Source organism: Streptomyces sp. NPDC101178, assembly GCF_044767965.1.
Taxonomy (GTDB): Bacteria; Actinomycetota; Actinomycetes; order Streptomycetales; family Streptomycetaceae; genus Streptomyces.
Map to the genome: position 1 here is coordinate 456,950 of NZ_JBIWOZ010000001.1, position 22,351 is coordinate 479,300.

The following is a 22,351-nucleotide window of genomic DNA, read 5'->3' on the forward strand; positions in this document are numbered from 1 at the left end:
GTCCAACAGCCGTCATCACATTATCAGTGATTTCACAACCCATTTCAGCGACGTTAACTCACTTTGCATCAGTTCTGGTACAAAGCCCGTGGCCCGCCTCCGAAAGTAACGGGACGGGCCACGGACAATGAACGAACGATTGCGGGGAATCGTCAGCCGGCTGACGCCTCACCGTCGGAGGACGGCGCCGAAGCGGTCACGGAAGGCGACGCCTGCTCGGCGGCGACGGTCTTCTTGGTCGCCTTCTTCGCGGCCGTCTTCGCCGTCGTCTTCTTCGCGGCGGTCTTCTTGGCGGCCGTCTTCTTGGCCACCGCCTTCTTCGCCGGAGCCTTCTTGGCGGCGGCCTTGCGGGCCGTCTTCTTCGCCACCGGCGCCTCCTCCGGCTCACCGGACGCGGGAGCCTCGGCGGCCTCGGTCTCCGGGGCCTCGGAGGCCTTCGGATCGGGCGCCGACCCGACGACGAGGACCGCCGCCTCGTCCGCGCCCGTCGGCGAACCCGCCGGAGCGGTGGCCTTACGGGTCGCCCGGCGACGGGCCCGCGGCGGTGCGGCCTCCTCGGGGGCTTCCGCCTCGGACGCCTCCTGTACGGGAGCGGGCTCGGCGGGCGCCTCGACGACCGGGTCCTCGACGGCGACCGGGTCCGTGGCGGGCTCGGCCGGCTGTACGGGCTCCGCCGGCTCGGCCTGCTTCGGCGAACCCGCCGGGGCGGACGCCTTACGGGTGGCGCGACGGCGCGTACGGCCCTGGGGCGCGGCCTCGGCCGCCTCCTGTGCTTCCGGGATCTTCGGCGGCTCGGGCGTGTCGAGGACCGGCTCGGCGACCGGCTCGGCCTCGATGGCGGGGGCCGGAGCGGGAGCCTCGGTCCTCGGGGCGCCGGCCGGGGCCGACGCCTTGCGGGAGGCGCGGCGGCGGCCACGGCCACGGCCGGCGGCCGCCTCGGCCTCGGCCGGGCTGCTGTAGAACTCCTCGTCCGCGGCGACCTCGGGCTCCACCGCCACCGGCGCGGCGACCTCGGCGGCCAGCTCGGCCTCGGTCTCGGCGGGCTCGGCGGCCTGGTCCTCGTGGCCGTGGTCCTGCTCGTGACCGTGCTCGTGGTCCTGCCCCGCGCCGCCACGGCGCTTCTTGGACTTCTTGGAACCGCCGCCGCCGCCACCGGCGGACGTCGGCTGCTCCATGTGGACGATCACACCGCGCCCGTTGCAGTGGACGCAGGTCTCGGAGAAGGACTCCAGCAGGCCCTGGCCCACCCGCTTGCGGGTCATCTGGACCAGGCCGAGCGAGGTGACCTCGGCGACCTGGTGCTTGGTGCGGTCGCGGCCCAGGCACTCCAGCAGGCGCCGCAGGACCAGGTCCCGGTTGGACTCCAGCACCATGTCGATGAAGTCGACGACGACGATGCCGCCGAGGTCGCGCAGCCGCAGCTGGCGCACGATCTCCTCTGCCGCCTCCAGGTTGTTCCTGGTGACGGTCTCCTCCAGGTTGCCGCCCTGGCCGGTGAACTTGCCGGTGTTGACGTCGACGACGACCATCGCCTCGGTCTTGTCGATCACCAGCGAACCGCCGCTGGGCAGGTAGACCTTGCGGTCCAGCGCCTTCATCAGCTGCTCGTCGATGCGGTACGTCGCGAAGACGTCGACCTCGGACGTCCAGCGCGAGAGCCGCTCGGTCAGGTCGGGCGCCACGTGCGAGACGTACCCGTGGATCGTCTCCCACGCGTCGTCACCGCTGACGATGACCTTGGAGAAGTCCTCGTTGAAGATGTCGCGCACGACCCGGACGGTCATGTCCGGCTCGCCGTAGAGCAGCGTCGGCGCGTTGGAGCCGCTGGTGCCCTTCGCCTTCTTCTGGATCTCCTCCCACTGCTGCTGGAGCCGCTCGACGTCACGGCGCAGCTCGTCCTCGCTGGCGCCCTCGGCGGCGGTGCGCACGATGACGCCCGCGTCCTCGGGGACGATCTTCTTGAGGATCGTCTTGAGGCGGGAGCGCTCGGTGTCGGGCAGCTTGCGGCTGATCCCGGTCATCGAGCCCTCGGGCACGTAGACCAGGTAGCGGCCGGGCAGCGAGACCTGGCTGGTGAGGCGGGCGCCCTTGTGGCCGATCGGGTCCTTGGTCACCTGGACCAGGACGGACTGGCCGGACTTGAGCGCGGTCTCGATGCGGCGCGGCCCGTGGGCCATGCCGAGCGCCTCGAAGTTGACCTCACCGGCGTACAGGACGGCGTTGCGGCCCTTGCCGATGTCGACGAACGCGGCCTCCATGGAGGGCAGGACGTTCTGCACCTTGCCCAGGTAGACGTTGCCGACGTAGCTGGTGGCCTGCTCCTTGTTGACGTAGTGCTCGACGAGCACGTTGTCCTCGAGGACGCCGATCTGGGTGCGCTCGCCGCTCTGGCGGACGACCATCACGCGCTCGACGGCCTCGCGGCGCGCGAGGAACTCCGCCTCGGTGATGATCGGGACGCGGCGGCGGCCCTGCTCGCGTCCCTCGCGGCGGCGCTGCTTCTTGGCCTCCATCCGGGTCGAGCCCTTGATGGACTGGACCTCGTCGAAGCCGGTGCCGGGCTCGCGCTCCTCCTTCTTGCGGGGCTCGCGGACCTTGACGACCGTACGCTCCGGGTCGTCGGTGCCGTTGTCGGCCTCGGCGCCGGCGTCACCGCTGCGGCGGCGGCGACGGCGGCGACGGCGGCTGCTGCTCGAACCGGAGGCGGCGGAGTCGCTGTCGCCGTCGTCCTCCTCGTCGTCGGCCTCCTGGGCCTGGGCCGGGGCCTGGTCGTCCTCGGCGCGGGCGGGTGCGGGCGCCTCGTCGGCGTGCTGCTGCTCGGCCTCGTCCTGGTCTCCGGCCTCGCCGCGACGGCGGCGGCGGCCACCGCGACGGCGGCGGCGCGAGGGGCGGTCGCCGTACTCGTCGGTGTCCTCGCCGTCGTGCTCCTCCGCCTCGGCCTCGGCCTCGGGTGCCTCCTCTGCGGGCGTCTCCACCGGGGCGGCGGCGGTCTGCTCGGGCTCGGCGGCCTCACCACGGCGGCGGCGACGGCGGCGCGAGGGGCCCTGCGGCGCGGCCTCGGCGGGCGGGGAGGTCTGCCCGGTCTCGGCGATCTGCTCCTCGGCCTCCTCGACCTCGTCGTACGCGGAGGAGGGACCGGCCGCGGCAGCGGCGGCGGCCGCCGTCTCGGGGGTCTGGAACATCGGCTCGGCGAAGACCGGGGCCTGGAACACGGCGACGGCCGGGCGCGTGGCGCGGCGGCCCTTGCGGGTCGGCTCCTCGGTCTTGGCGGTGAACTCGGGGCGGCCCGCCGCGGCGGTGGCCCGGCGGCGCTGGCGTCCGCGCGGTGCGGCCTCCTCGACCTCCTCCGCCTCGGCGGCGAGCTCCTCGGCGACGGCGGCGGGCAGGCTCTCGCCGGCCTCGACGGTCTCCTCCGCCTCGGTGACCTGCGGGGCACCGGCGGGAGAGGTGGCCTTACGGGAGGCACGACGGCGACCGCGCGGCGCCGGGGCCTCCTCTGCGGGCTCGACGGCGGCCGGGGTCTCGGGCTCGTTCACCACGTCGGCGGCCTCGGCGGCGGCCTGCGGGGCGCCGGCCGGGGCGGAGGCACGGCGGCGGGTGCGGCCACGCGGGGCCTCGGCGACCGGGGCGGCGGGCTCGGCGGCCACGGCGGCGGGCTCAGCCACGGGCTCGGCGGACGCGACCGGCTCGACGACCACGGCGGCCTCGGCGGCCTGCGGGGCACCGGCGGGCGAAGTGGCCTTGCGGGAGGCACGGCGGCGGCGCGGGGCGGCGGGCTCCGGAGCGACCTCGGCCACCGGCTCCTCGTCCTCCTCCGTCTCCTCCACGACCGGCTCGGCCGAGGTCTCGACGACCTCCACGACCTCGGCGGCCTGCGGGGCACCGGCCGGAGCCGTCGCCTTGCGGACCGCGCGGCGGCGGGTACGCGGCGCCGGGACCTCATCGGCGGGCTCCGCAAGCGGGGCCTCGGCCACCGGAGCGGGGGTCTCGACGGCCTCGGCGACCGCCTCTGCGGTCTCCGGAGCGCCCGCGGGCGCGGTCGCCTTGCGCACGGCGCGGCGGCGCGTACGGGCGGGGGGCGCGGTCTCGACGGCCGGTTCGGGAGCGGTCTCGGGCGCGGTCACCGGGGTCTCCACGGCGGCGGCCGGTGCGGCCTCCTCGGCGGCGGGCGCCTGGGCCGCGCCGGGCGGGCCGGCCGGGCGGGAAGCGGCGCGGCGCCTGCGGCGCGGCGGCAGCTTGTCCCCGGGGGTGTTCTCTTCGTTGTTCCCGTTGGTGGCGGGTTCGTTCGGCTGAGGCATGCGGGCGGTTCTCCCGTCGCGCTCCCGGGCGCCGCGTCTGATTCCGGTCCGGCACGGTCCGCAGTGGTGCGATACCGCTCGTCCGGGGCGCGGGCGCCGCACGGGAGCTGATGTCTTGGCTCGCCGGTTCCGTCCGCGGTGTTGCGGACGGCCTGGCGAAAGTCTTATGGGTCAGTGCGCGGCCCGACCCAGGTGGCTCCCGAGTCGGAGGGCTGCGCTACAACGACCGCCTACGCGGAACCTGCACCTTCCGGCGCCGTCGCGACGGCTGCTGCGACCGCGTTGTGTGCGGTCGGGGCGGCCTCGCGGTCGGGCGCGAGCGGGTCGGTCACCGTGCCGGACTCCTCGTCGAAGAGCCCCTGCGCCAGCCTCGTCACCGCGGCGGGGACGGGCGGCGCCAGGTCGGCCACAGCGCGGAGACCGGACAGGACGTCGTCGGGTCGCACGGCAGGTGTCACGTGCCGAACAACCAGCCGCAGTATCGCACAGGGCCCGTCCCCCGGCCTATCAGCCGAGTGATCAAGAGCTCGCAGGTCGGCGACGGCGGCGCGGGCGTCGAAGGTGCGGATGCCGTTCTTCGCCTTGCGCTGGACCTCGACGGTCCCGGCGGCGTTGAACGCGTCGACGGCTCTGCGGGCCTCGTCGGGATCGACGCCGTCCAGGCGCATCTCCCAGACCGAGGCGGTCAGCCGGTCGGCGAGGCCGGAGGTGCGGGCCTCCACCGCGTCGGTGATGTCGAGACCGTCCGGCAGCGAGTCGTTGAGCAGCTCGCGCAGGAGGCTGGGGTCGCGTGCCTCGGTGAGGGCGATCTCCAGGAACTCGGCCTCGCTGCCCGTGCCGGTGGGGGCGGCATTGGCGTAGGACACCTTGGGGTGCGGGGTGAAACCCGCCGAATACGCCATCGGCACCTCGGAGCGGCGCAGTGCCCGCTCGAAGGCCCGCTGGAAGTCGCGGTGACTGGTGAACCGGAGGCGGCCGCGCTTGGTGTAGCGCAGACGGATGCGCTGCACTGCCGGTGCGGGCGGCGGGCCTTCGGGCTGTCGCTTGCCCAGTGGTTCTTCTCCTCGGTGCGGGGCGGGCGCCGGGGAGCGCCGCCCACGAAATACGGGGTGGTCCCCGGGGTGCCGCTCCGGCTCACCCCTGCTTGACGAGTTTCTCGCTCAGCAGGGAGGTCTCGGACGCCTGCGCCGCGCTGGGGACAGTCGTTGTACTACCCAGAGTACGCGCAGGCACCCCCACCGGTTCCCCGGACCGCGTTCCGGCCGCCCCGCCGACCGGTGCGCGCCAGGCGTCGCGGCGGGCCTGCCGCACGGCTTCCCGGGCGGTGGGCAGGGGGTGTCTTGCCGGCGAGCCCGGCATGATCGGCCGGACACCCCTCGGTGGCTGCGGTCGTCCGTGCCCTCCATGACGCGCAGGCCCGGTCCGGGGTTGCCGGGCCGGGCCTGCGGTGTGTCACGGACCCGCTACTTGTTGACCACGCTCAGCGGGAGCAGCTTCTTGCCCGTCGGGCCGATCTGGATGTCCAGGTCGAGCTGCGGGCAGACGCCGCAGTCGAAGCACGGGGTCCAGCGGCAGTCCTCGACCTCGGTCTCGTCGAGCGCGTCCTGCCAGTCCTCCCAGAGCCAGTCCTTGTCCAGACCGGAGTCGAGGTGGTCCCAGGGCAGGACTTCCTCGTACGTGCGCTCGCGGGTGGTGTACCAGTCGACGTCGACGCCGAAGTCGGGCAGCGTCTTCTCGGCGCAGTTCATCCAGAGGTCGTAGCTGAAGTGCTCGCGCCAGCCGTCGAAGCGGCCGCCGGACTCGTAGACCGCGCGGATGACGGAGCCGACGCGCCGGTCGCCGCGCGAGAGCAGGCCTTCGACGATGCCGGGCTTGCCGTCGTGGTAGCGGAAGCCGATGGAGCGACCGTACTTCTTGTCGTCGCGGATCTTGTCCCGGAGCTTCTTCAGCCGGGCGTCGGTGTCCTCGGCGCTCAGCTGCGGGGCCCACTGGAACGGCGTGTGCGGCTTGGGCACGAAGCCGCCGATGGAGACCGTGGCGCGGATGTCGTTCTGGCCGGAGACCTCGCGGCCCTTGGCGATGACGTTGACCGCCATGTCGCCGATCTGGAGGACGTCCTCGTCGGTCTCGGTGGGCAGGCCGCACATGAAGTACAGCTTCACCTGGCGCCAGCCGTTGCCGTAGGCGGTGGCGACGGTCCGGATCAGGTCCTCCTCCGAGACCATCTTGTTGATGACCTTGCGCATCCGCTCGGAGCCGCCTTCGGGGGCGAAGGTGAGGCCGGAGCGGCGGCCGTTGCGGGTCAGCTCGTTGGCCAGGTCCACGTTGAACGCGTCGACGCGGGTGGAGGGCAGCGAGAGGCCGATCTTGTCGTCGGTGTAGCGGTCCGCCAGCCCCTTGGCGATGTCGCCGATCTCGCTGTGGTCGGCGGAGGAGAGGGAGAGCAGGCCGACCTCTTCGAAGCCGGTCGCCTTGAGGCCCTTGTCGACCATTTCGCCGATGCCGGTGATGCTTCGCTCCCGCACGGGGCGCGTGATCATGCCGGCCTGGCAGAAACGGCAGCCGCGGGTGCAGCCGCGGAAGATCTCCACGGACATCCGCTCGTGCACGGTCTCCGCGAGCGGGACGAGCGGCTGCTTGGGGTAGGGCCACTCGTCGAGGTCCATGACGGTGTGCTTGGAGACGCGCCACGGCACGCCGGACCGGTTGGGCACGACGCGGCCGATGCGGCCGTCGGGGAGGTACTCGACGTCGTAGAAGCGCGGGACGTAGACGCCACCGGTCTTGGAGAGCCGGAAGAGCACCTCGTCGCGGCCGCCGGGACGGCCCTCGGCCTTCCAGGCGCGGATGATCTCGGTGATCTCCAGGACGGCCTGCTCGCCGTCGCCGATGACCGCGCAGTCGATGAAGTCCGCGATCGGCTCGGGGTTGAAGGCCGCGTGGCCGCCCGCGAGGACGATCGGGTGGTCCACCGTGCGGTCCTTGGCCTCCAGCGGGATGCCCGCCAGGTCCAGGGCGGTGAGCATGTTGGTGTAGCCCAGCTCGGTGGAGAAGCTGAGCCCGAAGACGTCGAAGGCGCCGACGGGGCGGTGGCTGTCCACGGTGAACTGCGGCACCTTGTGCTCGCGCATCAGCTCTTCGAGGTCCGGCCAGACGCTGTACGTGCGCTCGGCGAGGACGCCTTCGCGCTCGTTCAGTACCTCGTAGAGGATCATGACGCCCTGGTTGGGCAGCCCGACCTCGTAGGCGTCGGGGTACATCAGGGTCCAGCGGACGTCGCAGCTGTCCCAGTCCTTGACGGTGGAGTTCAGCTCACCGCCGACGTACTGGATGGGCTTCTGCACATGCGGGAGCAGAGCCTCGAGCTGTGGGAAGACCGATGCGGCAGACATCTCGCGAACCTTCGTGAGCCGGCAGGGGTGACCATCCAGCGTACCGCGCGTCTCAGTGCTTCAGATCCGCCCGGAGTACGGGGTCCGATGCGCGGCTCCAGACCTCGGGCAGCTCGCGCTCGCGCCGGTCGGCGGTCGCCTCCTCGTGTCCGTACAGAAGTCCCCAGGTGAAGGCGGTCTCGCCGGCCGCGTGCGCCTGGACGGCGAGGGTGCGCAGTGCCTCACGGGCGACCACGCTGTCCTGGTGGTCGCCCAGCAGGGACTGGACGGCCTTCACCCGCTTGGCGAACCGCTTGGCGGGCTTGCCGAGGGCCGGCTCGGCCGCGTCGGCCGCGTACCGCGCACGCTTGGCGGCCTTGCGGGCCTCGTGCATGGCGGTGTCGCGCTCGGGGCCCGGCGGGTGCTCCAGGGCGTGGTCCATGCGGCGCGCGAGCTTCTCGTAGTCCTTGAGCACCGCGCGGGGCAGCGCCTTCTCGGGTGTGCGGGAGGCGGCCGGGCGCAGCGGTGGTTCGGCGCCGAGGGCGTCCAGGGTGTCGAGGAGCGCCAGATACCGCTTCCCGTCCAGTACGCCGGTGATCCGGCGGCGCGATCCGGAGCGGCGGGCGGCCGACCAGACCTGGAGCCGGTCGCGCACCGGGCCGAGGGCCGATGTGGCGGGCAGGGCCGCGATCCGGGTGGTCAGCCGCTCGTCCAGGACCTCCTGGTCGCGGTCGACGCCCAGCTCACCGGCGAGCCACTTGAGCTCGGCGCCGATCGGGTCCGTGACCTCGCGGTCCAGGATCTTGCGGTACGTCTTGAAAGCGCTGCGCAACCGCCGGGTGGCCACGCGCATCTTGTGCACGGAGTCCGGCAGGTCGCGGCGGACGGCGGGGTCGAGGTCGACGATGGTGCGGATCTGCTTGCGTACGTAGGCGAGGACGTGGTCGCCCGCGGTCCGCGGGGCTTTTGTCTTCGGCTTCTCCTCCTTGCGTACGGGTGCCGTTTCCGCCAGCGCCCTGGCGAGCTTCGACGCGGATGCCGACGGGCGCACCCCGGCCTTGCGGAGCCGCTTCTCGACCGCGTCCAGGAAGGCGGGGTCGCCGCCCTCGGCCAGCTCGACCTCGATCTCGGTCCAGGTGGCGGTGGTGCCGGCCCCCTCCCCCGCGAGCCGTTCGGCGAGCACGTTGTCGACGCTGACCTCGGCGAGGAGGGTGCCGTCGGCGTCGGTCAGGTGCTGGAGGTCGCGGGAGGTGAGCAGGCGGACGACCGGAGCCGGTTCCGCGTGCCGGAGGCGGGAGCGGAGGAGGGCGGCGAAGGAGGGCGGCAGGGTGTCGGCGAGCGGTTCGTGGAGCTCGTCGCGGATGCCGGTGGCGACCGGGAACTTCAGGTGCCAGCCCTCGTCCGCTCCCCCGCTCCGGCGGCGTAGGGTGAGGGCACCCTGGGCGAGGCGGAGGTCGGCGGTGTCGTAGTAGACGGCGTCCAGCTCCGTGACGCCCTGCTCCAGGACCCGGCCGACCCCGGCCACCCGGCTCAGGTCGGGCAGCCGGGTGGCGTCGGTGGCTTCGTACTTCCGCTCGATCTCGCGCTTGGTGTCCGCCATATACGGACACCTACCCGGGTGGGTCGGGTTCAGGCGGACATCGGGCGCTGCACTCTGATCGACTGGAGCAGCCCGATCGCGACCCAGACGGCGAACATCGAGGACCCTCCGTAGGAGACGAAGGGCAGCGGCAGGCCGGCCACCGGCATGATGCCGAGCGTCATGCCGATGTTCTCGAAGGCCTGGAAGGCGAACCAGGCGATGATGCCGGCGGCGACGATCGTGCCGTACAGCTCGGTCGTCTCGCGGGCGATCCGGCAGGCGCGCCACAGGACGACACCGAGCAGGACGATGATCAGCCCGGCACCGAGGAAGCCCAGCTCCTCACCGGCGACGGTGAAGACGAAGTCGGTCTGCTGCTCGGGGACGAACTGGCCGGTGGTCTGGGTGCCCTGGAAGAGCCCGGTGCCGGTGAGGCCGCCGGAGCCGATCGCGATGCGGGCCTGGTTGGTGTTGTAGCCGACGCCGGCCGGGTCGAGCGCCGGGTTGGCGAAGGCGGCGAACCGGGCGATCTGGTAGTCGTCGAGCAGTCCGAGCTGCCAGACCGAGACGGCTCCGGCGGCGCCGGTGCCGAGCAGGCCGAAGACCCAGCGGTTGGAGGCGCCGGAGGCCAGCAGGACGCCGAGGACGATGACGGCCATCACCATCACCGAGCCGAGGTCCGGCATCAGCATGACGATGGCCATCGGGATGACCGCGAGGCCCAGCGCCTTGGCGACGGTCCGGTGGTCGGGGTGGGGCTGGTCGCCCGCGTCGACCCGGGCCGCCAGCAGCATCGCCATCACCAGGATGATGGTGATCTTGGTGAACTCGGAGGGCTGGATGGAGAACCCGGCGGGCAGCTTGATCCAGGCGTGGGCGCCGTTGATCGTGGTGCCGAGCGGGGTGAGGACGGCCAGGACCAGCAGCACCGAGATGCCGTAGAGGACCGGGACGGCTCCGCGCAGGGTGCGGTGGCCGAGCCAGATCGTGGCGATCATCAGCGCGATGCCGATGCCGGTGTTCATGGCGTGCCGGAGCAGGAAGAAGTACGGGTCGCCCTGGGTGAGGTGGTCGCGGTTGCGGGTCGCGGACCAGACGAGCACCGCGCCGAGGAGCGAGAGCGCGAGCGAGGCGCCGAGCAGCGGCCAGTCCAGCCGCCGGGCGACGGAGTCGCGGGCGGTCAGCTTGGCCCAGGAGCCCTGATCGGGGGCGTAACGGGATACGGAGAAGCCACCTGCCATCAGGGCCGCCTCCCGGTCATCGCCGGTGATCCGGTGAGTCCCGGCTGGCCCGGGGGCTGCGGCACCAGGTTCTCCGGGTCGGCCTCCTGGCCTTCCGGCTGGGTCGGGACGGGGTTGTACGGCTTGATCTTCGGGGCGTGGATCGAGCCGTCGGGCTGGACCTTCGGCAGCGCCTTCTGGGGCTTGGGCAGCAGGGCCTTGCTCACATCCTGGTTGCCCTCGGCGTCGAGGCCGTAGAGCGCGTCGTAGATCTTGCGGACGGCGGGCCCGGAGGCGCCGGAGCCGGTGCCTCCCTGGGAGATCGTCATGACGATCGTGAAGTCGTCGGTGTAGGTCGCGAACCACGAGGTGGTCTGCTTGCCGTACACCTGCGCCGTGCCGGTCTTGGCGCGCATCGGGATCTTGTCCTGCGGCCAGCCGCCGAACCGCCAGGCCGCCGTGCCGCCGGGCTCGACCACCGAGCGCAGCCCCTTGTCGAGGTCCTTGATGGTCTGGGCGTTCACGGGCAGCTTGCCGGTGGACTTGGGCTTGATCTCCTGGATGCTCTTGCCGTCGGGGCTGATCACGGCCTTGCCGACGGTGGGGGCGTGGAGGGTGCCGCCGTTGCTGATGGCGGCGTAGGCGGTGGCCATCTGGATCGGGGTGACGAGGACGTCACCCTGGCCGATGGCGTAGTTGATGCTGTCGTACGCCTTGAGCTGGTTGCCTTCGAGGCAGCTCTCGTACGCGATCTGCTGCACGTACGTGCCGCCCTTCTTGCCCTCCTTGCACCAGGCGCCCTTGTTCGCCTCCCAGAAGTCCTGCTTCCACTGGCGGTCCGGGATGCGGCCCTTGACCTCGTTCGGCAGGTCGATGCCGGTCTCGTCGCCGAGACCGAAGTCGCGGGCGGTGGTGTAGAACCAGTTCTTGGCGTCCTTCTTCGGCTTTATGCCGCCGTCCTTGGACCACTCCTCGTGGCCGAGGCGGTAGAAGACGGTGTTGCAGGAGTACTTGAGCGCGTCCCCGAGGGTGATCGGGCCGTGGCCCTGGGACTCGAAGTTGGCGAAGGTCTGGTTGCCGAGGCTGTAGGAGCTGCTGCAGTTGTACCGGTCGTTGAAGGCGTGGCCGCCGCGGACGGCGGCGCTCGCGGAGACCACCTTGAAGATGGAGCCGGCGGGCGCCTGGCCCTGGATGCCCCGGTTGAGCAGCGGGTAGTTGGACTTCTCGCTGGTCAGCTTGGCGTACTGCTTGCCGGAGATGCCGCCGACCCAGTCGTTGGGGTCGTAGTCGGGCTGGGAGGCCATCGAGACGACGCGGCCGGTCTTGGACTCCATGACGACGACGGCGCCGGAGTCGGCCTCGTACTTGCGGCCGGTGATCTTGTCGGTCTCCTGGCGGACGGTCTTCATCGCCTGGGCGAGCTCGTACTCGGCCACCGCCTGGACGCGGGCGTCGAGGCTGGTGACGAGGCTGGAGCCGGCCACCGCCGGGTCGCTCTCCGCCTCGCCCATGACGCGGCCGAGGTTGTCGACCTCGTAGCGGGTGACGCCCGCCTTGCCGCGCAGCTCCTTGTCGTACGTCCGCTCCAGGCCCGAGCGGCCGACCTGGTCCGAGCGCAGGTACGGCGACGGGCCGTCCAGCGCCTTCTGGATCTCGTCGTCGGTGACGGGCGACAGATAGCCGAGCACCTGCGCGGTCTTCGCCTTGCCGGGTGCGGTGTAGCGGCGTACGGCGGTGGGTTCGGCGGTGATGCCGGGGAAGTCCTCGGCGCGCTCGCGGATCTGGAGGGCCTGCTGGGTGGTGGCCTCGTCGGTGACCGGGATCGGCTGGTAGGGCGAGCCGTTCCAGCAGGGCTGCGGGGTCTTGGAGTCGCAGAGCCGGACCTTGTCCCGCACGTCCTGCGGCTTCATGTCCAGGACGTCGGCGAGCCGGGTGAGGACGCCGACGCCGTCGTCCTTCATCTTCAGCAGCTCGGTGCGGCTGGCGGAGACGACGAGGCGGGTCTCGTTGTCGGCGAGCGGGACGCCGCGCGCGTCGAGGATCGAGCCGCGCACGGCGGGCTGGACGACCTGCTGGACGCCGTTGCCGGCCGCCTTGTCGCTGTACTCGTCGCCGTTGCGGATCTGGAGGTACCAGAGGCGGCCGCCGAGGGTAAGCAGCAGCGAGAAGACGAGGACCTGGATGACGATGAGCCGGATCTGGACCCGCTGGGTCCGCCCGGTCTCGGGAATGTTGCTCACGGGGTGCCCCCGGTGGTGGTCCGGCTGAGGGTGCGGGGGTCGTCCCCCGGGAAATACAGCCTCACAGGCGCTTGACCCCCTTGATGCGGCCCGCGCGGGCGGCGCGGTTGCGGGCGGCCTTCACGCGCAGGCCGCCGCGCTGGTTGCCGATGCGCAGCCCGGTGCCGGAGGAGAGCCAGCCCGCGGCGACGTCGCTGCCGCCTCCGGCGGCCTCGGAGACCGGGTCGCTCTCGGTGCGTCTGGCCAGGGCCATGATCAGCGGCACGACGAAGGGCGCCAGCAGCAGGTCGTACACCGCGGCGGTGAACAGCAGGCTGCCGAGGCCGACATGGCGGGCGGCCGTGTCGCCGACGAGGGCGCCGACGCCCGCGTAGAGCAGGGTCGATCCCAGCGCGGCGGCGACCACCGCGGCCATCGGTGCGAAGGCCGACTTGAGCTGCCCGTTCTCCGGCCGGACCATGCCCGCGAGGTAGCCGATGACGCAGAGCACCAGGGCGTAGCGGCCGACGGCGTGGTCGGCGGGCGGCGCGAGGTCCGCGAGGAGTCCGGCGCCGAAGCCGATGAGCGCGCCGCTGACCGGCCCGTACACGAAGGCGAGTCCGAGGACGGTCAGGAGCAGCAGGTCCGGGACGGCGCCGGGGAGCTGGAGGCGGGCGAGGACGGTCACCTGGACGACGAGGGCGACGGTGACCAGGACGATGGAGAGCAGAGTCCGGTTCAGGCGCATGGGGATCAGCTCTACTCCTGGTCGTTTGCCGCGTTGTCGGGTTGCTGGGCGTTGCCCTGCTGGTCGCCTGCCGCGCCGTCGCCCGCGTTCTCGTTGATGTTGCCGACGACCTTGCCCGAGCCGTCGACGAGGTCGCCGTTGGGCTGGACGGTGACGGTGACCGTGGGGGTCGGCTTGGGCTTCGTCTTGACGGGCTGCTTGGGCAGGACCGTGTCACGGGGGTCCGAGCGCGGGGCCTGGACGACGACGCCGACGATGTCGAGCTTGGTGAACCCGACGTACGGCTTCACGTAGACCGTCCGGGTCAGCGCGCCGCCGGAGGGGTCGACGCGGACGACCTCGCCGACCGGGACGCCGGGCACGAAGGGCTTGTCCTTGCTGGAGCCGAAGGTGACGAGCCGGTCGCCCGCCGCCACCTTGGCCTTGCCGTTGAGGAACTGCACCGAGAGCGGGCGTGAGCCCTGGCCGGTGGCGAAGCCGAGCTCGTCGGTCTTCTCCATCCGGGTGCCGACGGTGAAGTCCGGGTCGTTGGCGAGCAGGACCGTAGCGGTGCTCGGGCCGACGGTCGTGACGCGGCCGACCAGCCCCTCACCGTTGAGGACGGTCATGTCGCGGCGGATGCCGTCGTCGGATCCGGCGTCGATGGTGATCGTCCAGGAGAAGCCCTGGGCCGCTCCTATGGCGATGACCTCGGCGCCCTTGATGCCGTACTGTCCGGCGCCCGCGTTCTTCAGCATGGCGTCGAGCTGGCGGACGCGGCTGTTGGTGCGGTCGTCGCTGCCGAGCTTCGCCTTCAGCGCGGCGTTCTCCTGCTCCAGGGCGGAGATCCGGTCGTGGCGCTTGCCGGAGTCCCGTACCGCCCCTATGGCGTTGCCCACCGGGTCGACCGCCGTCGCGACGCCGTTCTGGATCGGCCCGAAGACGGTGGCCGCGGCCTGCCGTGCGCCGTCCACCGGTGATCCCTCGCCGCCTCGGATATCGACCGTGATCAGGGCGAATGCGATGGCGATCAGCAGCACCAGGAGCAGCCGGCTCTCTCGTGTGTCCCTCACGTGCGGCGGCCGTGCCTTCCTCGTCGGAATGTTCGTGCCTGTGTGTACGTCGCTGTCGGTACGTCAGCGCCCGTGCACTTCGGTACGTGTACAGCAACGATCTATATCAACGATCCGGCGGGCGGAGCCGCAGCGTCCGCGCGCCGGATCGGGTGATGTTCCGTCTGTCCTACCGGCGGGGCTGGGCGTCCAGCACCTGCTGGAGCGCCTCGAACTCCTCGACGCACTTGCCGGAGCCGAGCGCCACCGAGTCCAGCGGGTCCTCGGCGATGTGGATCGGCATGCCCGTCTCGCGGCGCAGCCGCTCGTCCAGGCCGCGCAGCAGCGCGCCGCCGCCCGTGAGGACGATGCCGCGGTCCATGATGTCGCCGGAGAGCTCGGGCGGGCACTTGTCGAGCGTCGTCTTCACCGCGTCGACGATCGCGTTGACCGGCTCCTCGATCGCCTTGCGGACCTCGGCGGCCGAGATGACGACCGTCTTCGGCAGCCCGGAGACCAGGTCGCGGCCGCGGATCTCGGTGTGCTCGTCCTTGTCCATGTCGTACGCCGAACCGATCGTGATCTTGATCTGTTCGGCGGTGCGCTCACCGAGGAGGAGCGAGTACTCCTTCTTGATGTGCTGGATGATCGCGTTGTCCAGCTCGTCACCGGCGGTCCGGATCGACTGGGCAGTGACGATTCCGCCGAGCGAGATCACCGCGACCTCGGTGGTGCCGCCACCGATGTCGACGACCATGTTGCCGGTGGCTTCGTGGACCGGCAGGCCGGAGCCGATGGCCGCGGCCATGGGCTCCTCGATGATGTGCACCTGGCGCGCGCCGGCCTGCGTGGACGCCTCGATGACGGCGCGGCGCTCGACCCCGGTGATACCGGAGGGAACGCAGACGACGACCCTCGGGCGGGCCAGGTAGCGGCGCTTGTGGATCTTGAGGATGAAGTAGCGGAGCATCCGCTCCGTGATCTCGAAGTCGGCGATCACGCCGTCCTTCAGCGGCCGCACGGCAACGATGTTGCCCGGCGTCCGCCCGATCATCTTCTTGGCCTCGGAGCCGACTGCCAGGATCCCGCCGGTGTTGGTGTTGATGGCCACGACGGACGGCTCGTTCAGGACGATGCCGCGCCCCCTGACGTACACCAGCGTGTTGGCAGTCCCGAGGTCGATAGCCATGTCACGGCCGATGAACGACATTGAGTTCCCCTTGTTCCCCATGAGGATGCGTCGGGCCTTCCCAGGTAGCGAAGATGGCTTGTTCTGGTAGGCGAGGTTGGCGCTGCGGGCGTGGAAGCTTCCATCGTAGTGCCGTATGCACGGACACAGCGCGAGGGTCCTTCGCCAGTGTGAGCGGAACGGGTGCCCGTTCTACCCATGGTGACGTTACGTCGGAGGGATGCGTTCCCGCGAGAGGGAACCCTATGCCGAAGGGCGACCGAATTACTTCGGTCGCCCCAGGCAGGCAGCGCTGTTTGGCCGATCGGGTCAGGAAAGTCCCGGAAAGAAAAGCTTCAGTTCTCGCTCTGCGGACTCCGGCGAGTCCGAGGCGTGGATGAGGTTCTCCCGGGTGATCGTGCCGAAGTCACCGCGGATCGACCCGGGCGCGGCGGCGATCGGATCGGTGGGGCCGGCGAGCGTGCGCACGCCCTCGATCACCCGCTCGCCTTCGGCCACCAGGGCGACGACCGGGCCGGAGGCCATGAACTCCATGAGCGGCTCGTAGAAGGGGCGGCCCTTGTGCTCGCCGTAGTGCTGCTCCAGCGTGTCGTGGTCCAGGGTGCGCAGCTCCAGCGCGGTGATCCGCCACTCCGCCTTGCGCTCGATCCGGCCGACGATCTCGCCGATCAGGCCGCGGCGGACCGCGTCGGGCTTGAGGAGGACGAGGGTGCGCTGAGTCATGTGCGGCTCCTTGCAGACACTTCGGGTGCGGTGAGGCGAGATTACAGGGGTACGGGGACGGGTCTGCGCCCGGGTTCACTCAGGGTCACCTACGCGCCCCGGGCACCTGCCGTCATCTCAGGCCGTGGCCTTGCCGGCCTTCTGCTGGGCGGCCCAGCGGGCCTTGGCCTCGTCGATCTTGCGGCCGTAGTGCACGGAGGCCCACCACAGCCCGCCGAAGACCAGGCCGAGGATGAACATCATCGGGACCACGAATCCGCTGAGGACCAGCGCCACCTGGAGCGCCCAGCCGAGCTGGATGCCGCCGGGCCGGGTGAGCATCCCGCAGAGCAGCAGGGACAGCACCATGCCGGCCCCGCAGACCGTCCAGACCGTGGCCTGGGAGACGTCGTCGAGCTTCATCGCGACGAGACCGGCGAAGCCGATCACGAAGAACTCACCGAGCAGCGTCGAGGCGCAGAGCGTACGCATCCTTGTCAGCCCCTTCCCAGAAGCAGCCGGGCCTCGCCGACCGTGATCACCGATCCGGTCACCAGGACCCCGGCGCCCGCGTACTCGTCGTCCTCCTCGGCCAGCGTGATCGCCGCCTCCAGCGCGTCGTCGAGACGCGGCTCGACCTGGACCCGGTCGTCGCCGAAGACCTCGACGGCGATCGCGGCCAGCTCGTCCGCGTCCAGCGCGCGGTCGGTGGAGTTCTGCGTGACGACGATCTCGGCGAAGATCGGCTCGAGGGCCTCCAGGAGACCGCGTACGTCCTTGTCGCCGCTGGTGCCGACCACGCCGATGAGCCGGGAGAAGCTGAACGCCTCGGAGATCCCGTCCGCCGCGGCCCTGGCTCCCGCCGGGTTGTGCGCGGCGTCCAGGACGACGGTCGGGCTGGAGCGCACGACCTCCAGGCGGCCGGGCGAGACCACGGCGGCGAAGGCCTTGCGGATGGCGTCGATGTCGAGCGAGCGGGCCTGCTCGGCGCCGATGCCGAAGAACGCCTCGACGGCGGCGAGCGCGACGGCCGCGTTGTGCGCCTGGTGGGCCCCGTACAGCGGGAGGAAGATCTCCTCGTATTCGCCGCCGAGTCCGCGCAGGGTGACCAGCTGTCCGCCGACGGCGACCTCGCGGGAGGTGACGCCGAACTCCATGCCCTCGCGGGCCACGGTGGCGTCCACCTCGACGGCCTTCTTCAGCATCACCTGCGCGGCGTCCACCGGCTGCTGCGCCAGGATGACCGTGGCGCCCTGCTTGATGACGCCGGACTTCTCGCCGGCGATCTCGGCCGGTGTGGTGCCGAGCCGGTCGGTGTGGTCGAGCGAGATCGGGGTGACGACGGCGACGGTGGAGTCGATGACGTTGGTGGCGTCCCAGGTGCCGCCCATGCCGACCTCGACGACCGCCACATCGACCGGCGCGTCGGCGAAGGCCGCGTACGCCATGCCGGTGAGCACCTCGAAGAAGGAGAGCCGGTAGGGCTGCTGGGCGTCGACCATCTCGACGTACGGCTTGACGTCCTCGTACGTCTCGATGAAGCGCTCGGGCGCGATCGGCGAGCCGTCGAGGCTGATGCGCTCGGTGATCGACTGGACGTGCGGCGAGGTGTAGCGGCCGGTGCGCAGCTCGAAGGCGTTGAGCAGGGCCTCGATCATGCGGGCCGTGGAGGTCTTGCCGTTGGTGCCGGTGATGTGGATCGAGGGGTAGGCGCGCTGCGGCTCGCCGAGCACGTCCATCAGGGCGGCGATGCGCGTGACGGACGGCTCCAGCTTGGTCTCGCCCCAGCGCCCGGCGAGCTCCTGCTCCACCGCGCGCAGCGCCCGGTCGGTCTCGGGGTCGGCGGGCCGGGCGGGGACCGCGTCGGCCTGCGGCGCGCCCCCGTAGGTGCGCAGGGTGCGGCTCCCGGCCTCGATCACCGCCAGGTCGGGGTCGCGCTGGGTCTCTTCGCCGACGATCTCCGCGAAGGTGTCGTCGGGCTGGGACGCGTCGTGCCGGTCTGAAGGGCGGGGCTCACTCACGGGGCCAGTCTACGGATGGGCGCCGACATCGCGCGCAGCGCCCGGCGGAGTGCGGAGCGGGGGTACGGCGAAGCCCCCGCATCCCCCGGTCGGTCGGGGTGCGGGGGCTTCGCCGGTCGGCTGCTCAGCCCATCAGCTCGCGGGGAGCGCCGCCAGCTGGGCGGAGATCCGCTCGATGTCGGCCTCGGCCTTGGAGAGCCGGCCGCGGATCTTGTCGACCACGTTGTCCGGGGCCTTGGCGAGGAACGCCTCGTTGCCGAGCTTGCCCTCCGCCTGCGCCTTCTCCTTGCGCGCCGCCTCCAGGTCCTTGGTGAGGCGCTTGCGCTCGGCCGGGACGTCGATCGTGCCGGACAGGTCCAGCGCGACGGTGGCCCCGGCGACCGGGAGGGACGCGGTGGCGTGGAAGCCTTCGCCGGCCGGTTCCAGCCGGAGCAGCTGGCGGATGGCCGCCTCGTGCGGGGCCAGCGCGGTGCCGGTCAGGGTCAGCTGGGCCGGGACCTTCTGGCCGGGCTTGAGGCCTTGGTCGCCCTTGAAGCGGCGGACCTCGGTGACGACCTGCTGGACCAGCTCGATCTCCTTCTCTGCCGCCTCGTCACGGAAGCCGGAGTCCGCGGGCCACTGCGCGACGACGACGGACTCGCCGCCGGTCAGCGTGGTCCACAGGGTCTCCGTGACGAACGGGACGATCGGGTGGAGCAGGCGCAGGGTGACGTCGAGGACCTCACCGAGGACCCGGCCCGAGACCTTGGCCTGCTCGCCGCCCGCGAAGAACGTGGTCTTGGACAGCTCGACGTACCAGTCGAAGACCTCGTCCCACGCGAAGTGGTAGAGCGCGTCGGAGATCTTCGCGAACTGGAAGTCGTCGTAGAAGCGGTCGACGTCCGCGACGGTCTCGTTGAGGCGGGAGAGGATCCAGCGGTCGGTGGCCGTCATCTCCGACGGGTCCGGCAGCGGGCCCTCGACCGTCGCACCGTTCATCAGCGCGAAGCGGGTGGCGTTCCAGATCTTGTTGGCGAAATTGCGGGAGGCCTTGACCCAGTCCTCGCCGATCGGGACGTCGGCGCCCGGGTTGGCGCCGTTGGCCAGGGTGAAGCGGACGGCGTCGGAGCCGTAGGCGTCCATCCAGACGATCGGGTCGACGGCGTTCGGGTTGGACTTCGACATCTTCTTGCCGAACTCGTCGCGGACGAGACCGGTGAGGGCGACCGTCTTGAACGGGACCTCGCCGTCCATCGCGTACAGGCCGAACATCATCATCCGGACGACCCAGAAGAAGATGATGTCGTGGCCGGTGAGCAGGACGTCCGTGGAGTAGAACTTCTCCAGGTCCGGCGTCTGCTCCGGCCAGCCGAGCGTGGAGAACGGCCACAGGCCGGAGGAGAACCAGGTGTCCAGGACGTCCTCGTCCTGGAACCAGCCCTCGCCGGTCGGCGGCTCGTCGTCGGGTCCGACGCAGACGACCTCGCCGTCGGGGCCGTACCAGACGGGGATGCGGTGGCCCCACCAGAGCTGGCGCGAGATGCACCAGTCGTTGAGGTTGTCGACCCAGTCGAAGTAGCGGCGCTCCAGCTCCTTCGGGTGGATCTCGACGCGGCCGTCACGGACCGCGTCGCCCGCGGCGGCGGCGAGCGTCTCCACCTTGACCCACCACTGCAGCGAGAGCCGCGGCTCGATCGTGGTCTTGCAGCGGGAGCAGTGGCCGACGGAGTGCATGTACGGACGCTTCTCCGCGACGACCCGGCCCTGCTCGCGCAGCGCCTCGACGATCGCGGAACGCGCCTCGAACCGGTCCAGGCCCTCGAAGGGACCGGGGACGGTGATGATGCCGCGCCCGTCCATGATCGTGACGGATTCCAGGTCGTGACGCTGGCCGATGGCGAAGTCGTTGGGGTCGTGGGCCGGGGTGACCTTGACCGCACCGGTGCCGAACTCCGGGTCGACATGGGTGTCCGCGACGACCGGGATCGTACGGTCGGTCAGCGGCAGCTTGATCCGCTTGCCGATCAGGTGGGCGTAGCGCTCGTCGTCGGGGTGGACGGCGACGGCGGTGTCGCCGAGCATCGTCTCGACGCGGGTGGTCGCGACGACGAGCGTCTCGTCACCTTCGCCGTACTTCAGCGAGACCAGCTCGCCGGCGTCGTCCTGGTGGTCGACCTCCGCGTCCGAGAGGGCCGTCATACAGCGCGGGCACCAGTTGATGATGCGTTCGGCGCGGTAGATCATCCCGTCGTCGAACAGGTTCTTGAAGATCGTCTGGACGGCCTGGGAGAGGCCCTCGTCCATGGTGAAGCGCTCGCGCGACCAGTCCAGGCCGGCACCGAGGCGGCGCAGCTGGCCGAGGATCCGGCCGCCGTACTCCTCCTTCCACTGCCAGGTCCGCTCGACGAACGCCTGACGGCCGATGTCGTGCCGCGACTTGCCCTCTTCGGCGAGCTGCTGCTCGACCTTGTTCTGGGTGGCGATACCGGCGTGGTCCATACCGGGCAGCCACAGCGTCTCGAAGCCCTGCATCCGCTTGCGGCGGGTGAGGGCGTCCATCAGCGTGACCTGGAAGGCGTGGCCCAGGTGGAGGGCGCCGGTGACGTTGGGGGGCGGAATGACGATGGTGTACGGAGGCTTGTCACTCTTCGCGTCGGCTTCGAAGTAACCACGCTCTACCCAGCGCTCGTACAGCTTCCCCTCTACATCGGCCGGCGCGTACGTGGTCGGCAGTTCGGGGGTGCTGGCTGGCTGCTGCGATGAGTTCTCGGTCACGGGGGACAGTTTAGGGCCGTCACAGCTCTGCACTGAAACGGATTGGTTCAGTAACGGTGTCCGGGCCGATGGCCCATGTCAGGGCGGCTTCCGTCAGGATGTTCGCAACGCATAAGAGTTTCGGAGGGGACACCGCAATGAGCTACAACCAGCCGGGCCCGTACGGCGGGCAGCCGCCGCAGGGCCAGCCCGGACCGTACGGACAGCAGCCCGGGCCGTACGGCGGCCCGCCGCCGCAGGGCCCGCCCCAGGGCCAGCCCGGCTACGGCTACCCCCAGCAGGCCCCTCAGGGCGTCCCGCCGCAGCAGCAGCCCGGCCCGTACGGCGCACCGCAGGGCCAGCCCGGCTACGGCTACCCGCAGCCGCAGCAGCCGGGCCCGTACGGGCAGCAGCCGCCCACTCCTCCCTACGGCGGCCAGCCGGTGTACGGGGGCCAGCCCCCGTACCCGCCGCAGCAGCCGAAGAAGAAGACCGGGCTGATCGTGGGAGCGTCGGTGCTGGCGCTGGCGGTCATCGGGGCGGGGGTCTGGTACTTCGCGGGCGGGGCGAGTAACAGCGATGTGGCCGACTCCACCAAGGGGTACAAGCTGACGCCGGCCGCGTCGGTGGACGACTACGCGCGGGACACCTCCAAGCCCGTACGTTCCGGCCCGGTGACCGGGAAGTCGAAGGAGGACGCCGAGGCCGCGGGCGTCAAGAACCCGCAGCAGGCCGGTGCTGACTACCAGAGCGGCTCGAAGGACAACCCGCTCACGCAGAAGATGCTCCTTCTCCAGGGCTACTGGGGCGAGGTAGAGGACCCGGCGAAGGTCATCAACAACTCCTTCAGCGACGCCGAGAAGAAGATGAGCGAGAGCAGCAACGGCGCCAAGGTCTCTCTCGTCGGCGATGCCAAGGACGTCAAGCCGGCTGGTTTCGAGGGCGCTCTGATGAGGTGCCAGAACCTCAAGACCATCAACGACAAGGCCGACGGCACCCTCGCGAAGGGGCCGAAGGAGGTCATCACCCCGGTCTGCATCTGGGCCGACTACAGCACGGTCGGCATGGTCGTCGCCGTGGACGTCGGCGGAGCCCTCACCGGCAAGGCCATGGCGCAGGACGAGGTCGCCGCCCTCGCCGCCAAGCTCTACAACACCTCGCGCACCAAGATCTGACGCGCCGCGTTCGCGCTCAACCTCGAAGGGGCGCCCTCCGGTTGACCGGTGGGCGCCCCTTC

At 71.1% G+C, this 22,351-nt stretch carries 14 protein-coding genes and 1 pseudogene; 1 reads left to right on the top strand and 14 read right to left on the bottom strand.

Annotated features, from left to right (window positions below):
- Positions 1–152 precede the first annotated feature (152 nt).
- From ACIRR8_RS02045 to ACIRR8_RS02110, 14 genes and pseudogenes are all read right to left on the bottom strand, one after another.
- A complete protein-coding gene (locus tag ACIRR8_RS02045) occupies positions 153–4,298 on the bottom strand; it encodes an Rne/Rng family ribonuclease (protein ID WP_404057935.1) in 4,146 nt (1,381 codons plus the stop codon).
- A gap of 230 nt (positions 4,299–4,528) precedes the next feature.
- Complete coding sequence (locus ACIRR8_RS02050; RefSeq protein WP_404057937.1) at positions 4,529–5,308, bottom strand: TIGR03936 family radical SAM-associated protein; 780 nt, start codon at positions 5,306–5,308, stop codon at positions 4,529–4,531.
- 124 nt (positions 5,309–5,432) lie between these two features.
- A pseudogene (locus tag ACIRR8_RS02055) lies at positions 5,433–5,651 on the bottom strand (hypothetical protein); the annotation flags it as partial.
- 110 nt (positions 5,652–5,761) lie between these two features.
- Positions 5,762–7,690 carry a TIGR03960 family B12-binding radical SAM protein gene (locus ACIRR8_RS02060; protein ID WP_404057938.1) on the bottom strand — a complete coding sequence of 643 codons (1,929 nt, stop codon included), beginning with the start codon at positions 7,688–7,690 and terminating at the stop codon, positions 5,762–5,764.
- Between the two features lie 52 nt (positions 7,691–7,742).
- Entirely contained in the window at positions 7,743–9,269 is a 1,527-nt protein-coding gene (locus ACIRR8_RS02065) for a CHAD domain-containing protein (RefSeq protein WP_404057939.1), read from the bottom strand.
- Positions 9,270–9,298: 29 nt separating this feature from the next.
- Positions 9,299–10,492: a rod shape-determining protein RodA gene (gene rodA / locus ACIRR8_RS02070; RefSeq protein WP_404057941.1), complete on the bottom strand. Its 1,194-nt coding sequence runs from the start codon at positions 10,490–10,492 to the stop codon at positions 9,299–9,301.
- Entirely contained in the window at positions 10,492–12,711 is a 2,220-nt protein-coding gene (mrdA, locus tag ACIRR8_RS02075) for a penicillin-binding protein 2 (protein WP_404057943.1), read from the bottom strand. The genes rodA and mrdA overlap by 1 nt, the downstream gene beginning before the upstream one ends.
- Positions 12,712–12,772: 61 nt before the next feature.
- The gene (gene mreD, locus ACIRR8_RS02080; RefSeq protein WP_404057945.1) at positions 12,773–13,438 is read right to left on the bottom strand and encodes a rod shape-determining protein MreD; all 666 of its coding nucleotides are present in this window, start codon (positions 13,436–13,438) and stop codon (positions 12,773–12,775) included.
- An 11-nt stretch (positions 13,439–13,449) separates the two neighbouring features.
- A complete protein-coding gene (gene mreC / locus ACIRR8_RS02085) occupies positions 13,450–14,490 on the bottom strand; it encodes a rod shape-determining protein MreC (RefSeq protein ID WP_404057947.1) in 1,041 nt (346 codons plus the stop codon).
- A gap of 169 nt (positions 14,491–14,659) precedes the next feature.
- The gene (locus ACIRR8_RS02090) at positions 14,660–15,679 is read right to left on the bottom strand and encodes a rod shape-determining protein (RefSeq protein WP_093687258.1); all 1,020 of its coding nucleotides are present in this window, start codon (positions 15,677–15,679) and stop codon (positions 14,660–14,662) included.
- A gap of 288 nt (positions 15,680–15,967) precedes the next feature.
- Positions 15,968–16,381 carry a nucleoside-diphosphate kinase gene (gene ndk, locus ACIRR8_RS02095; protein WP_404057950.1) on the bottom strand — a complete coding sequence of 138 codons (414 nt, stop codon included), beginning with the start codon at positions 16,379–16,381 and terminating at the stop codon, positions 15,968–15,970.
- A gap of 117 nt (positions 16,382–16,498) precedes the next feature.
- A complete protein-coding gene (locus ACIRR8_RS02100; protein WP_404057952.1) occupies positions 16,499–16,852 on the bottom strand; it encodes a DUF4233 domain-containing protein in 354 nt (117 codons plus the stop codon).
- A 5-nt stretch (positions 16,853–16,857) separates the two neighbouring features.
- Positions 16,858–18,381, bottom strand: coding sequence for a bifunctional folylpolyglutamate synthase/dihydrofolate synthase (locus ACIRR8_RS02105; RefSeq protein ID WP_404057954.1), 1,524 nt, complete (start codon positions 18,379–18,381; stop codon positions 16,858–16,860).
- Positions 18,382–18,513: 132 nt separating this feature from the next.
- Positions 18,514–21,135 carry a valine--tRNA ligase gene (locus tag ACIRR8_RS02110; RefSeq protein WP_404057956.1) on the bottom strand — a complete coding sequence of 874 codons (2,622 nt, stop codon included), beginning with the start codon at positions 21,133–21,135 and terminating at the stop codon, positions 18,514–18,516.
- A gap of 137 nt (positions 21,136–21,272) precedes the next feature.
- Here ACIRR8_RS02110 and ACIRR8_RS02115 point away from each other — a divergent pair, with 137 nt between their 5' ends.
- Entirely contained in the window at positions 21,273–22,289 is a 1,017-nt protein-coding gene (locus ACIRR8_RS02115; RefSeq protein WP_404057958.1) for a hypothetical protein, read from the top strand.
- Positions 22,290–22,351 lie beyond the last annotated feature (62 nt).

Excerpts from the sequence above, each read along its gene's own strand:
- ACIRR8_RS02045 (WP_404057935.1), bottom strand. The coding sequence starts at position 4,298 with ATGCCTCAGCCGAACGAACCCGCCACCAACGGGAACAACGAAGAGAAC.
- ACIRR8_RS02060 (WP_404057938.1), bottom strand. The coding sequence starts at position 7,690 with ATGTCTGCCGCATCGGTCTTCCCACAGCTCGAGGCTCTGCTCCCGCAT.
- ACIRR8_RS02065 (WP_404057939.1), bottom strand. The coding sequence starts at position 9,269 with ATGGCGGACACCAAGCGCGAGATCGAGCGGAAGTACGAAGCCACCGAC.
- rodA (WP_404057941.1), bottom strand. The coding sequence starts at position 10,492 with ATGGCAGGTGGCTTCTCCGTATCCCGTTACGCCCCCGATCAGGGCTCC.
- mreD (WP_404057945.1), bottom strand. The coding sequence starts at position 13,438 with ATGCGCCTGAACCGGACTCTGCTCTCCATCGTCCTGGTCACCGTCGCC.
- ACIRR8_RS02090 (WP_093687258.1), bottom strand. The coding sequence starts at position 15,679 with ATGTCGTTCATCGGCCGTGACATGGCTATCGACCTCGGGACTGCCAAC.
- ndk (WP_404057950.1), bottom strand. The coding sequence starts at position 16,381 with ATGACTCAGCGCACCCTCGTCCTCCTCAAGCCCGACGCGGTCCGCCGC.
- ACIRR8_RS02100 (WP_404057952.1), bottom strand. The coding sequence starts at position 16,852 with ATGCGTACGCTCTGCGCCTCGACGCTGCTCGGTGAGTTCTTCGTGATC.
- ACIRR8_RS02115 (WP_404057958.1), top strand. The coding sequence starts at position 21,273 with ATGAGCTACAACCAGCCGGGCCCGTACGGCGGGCAGCCGCCGCAGGGC.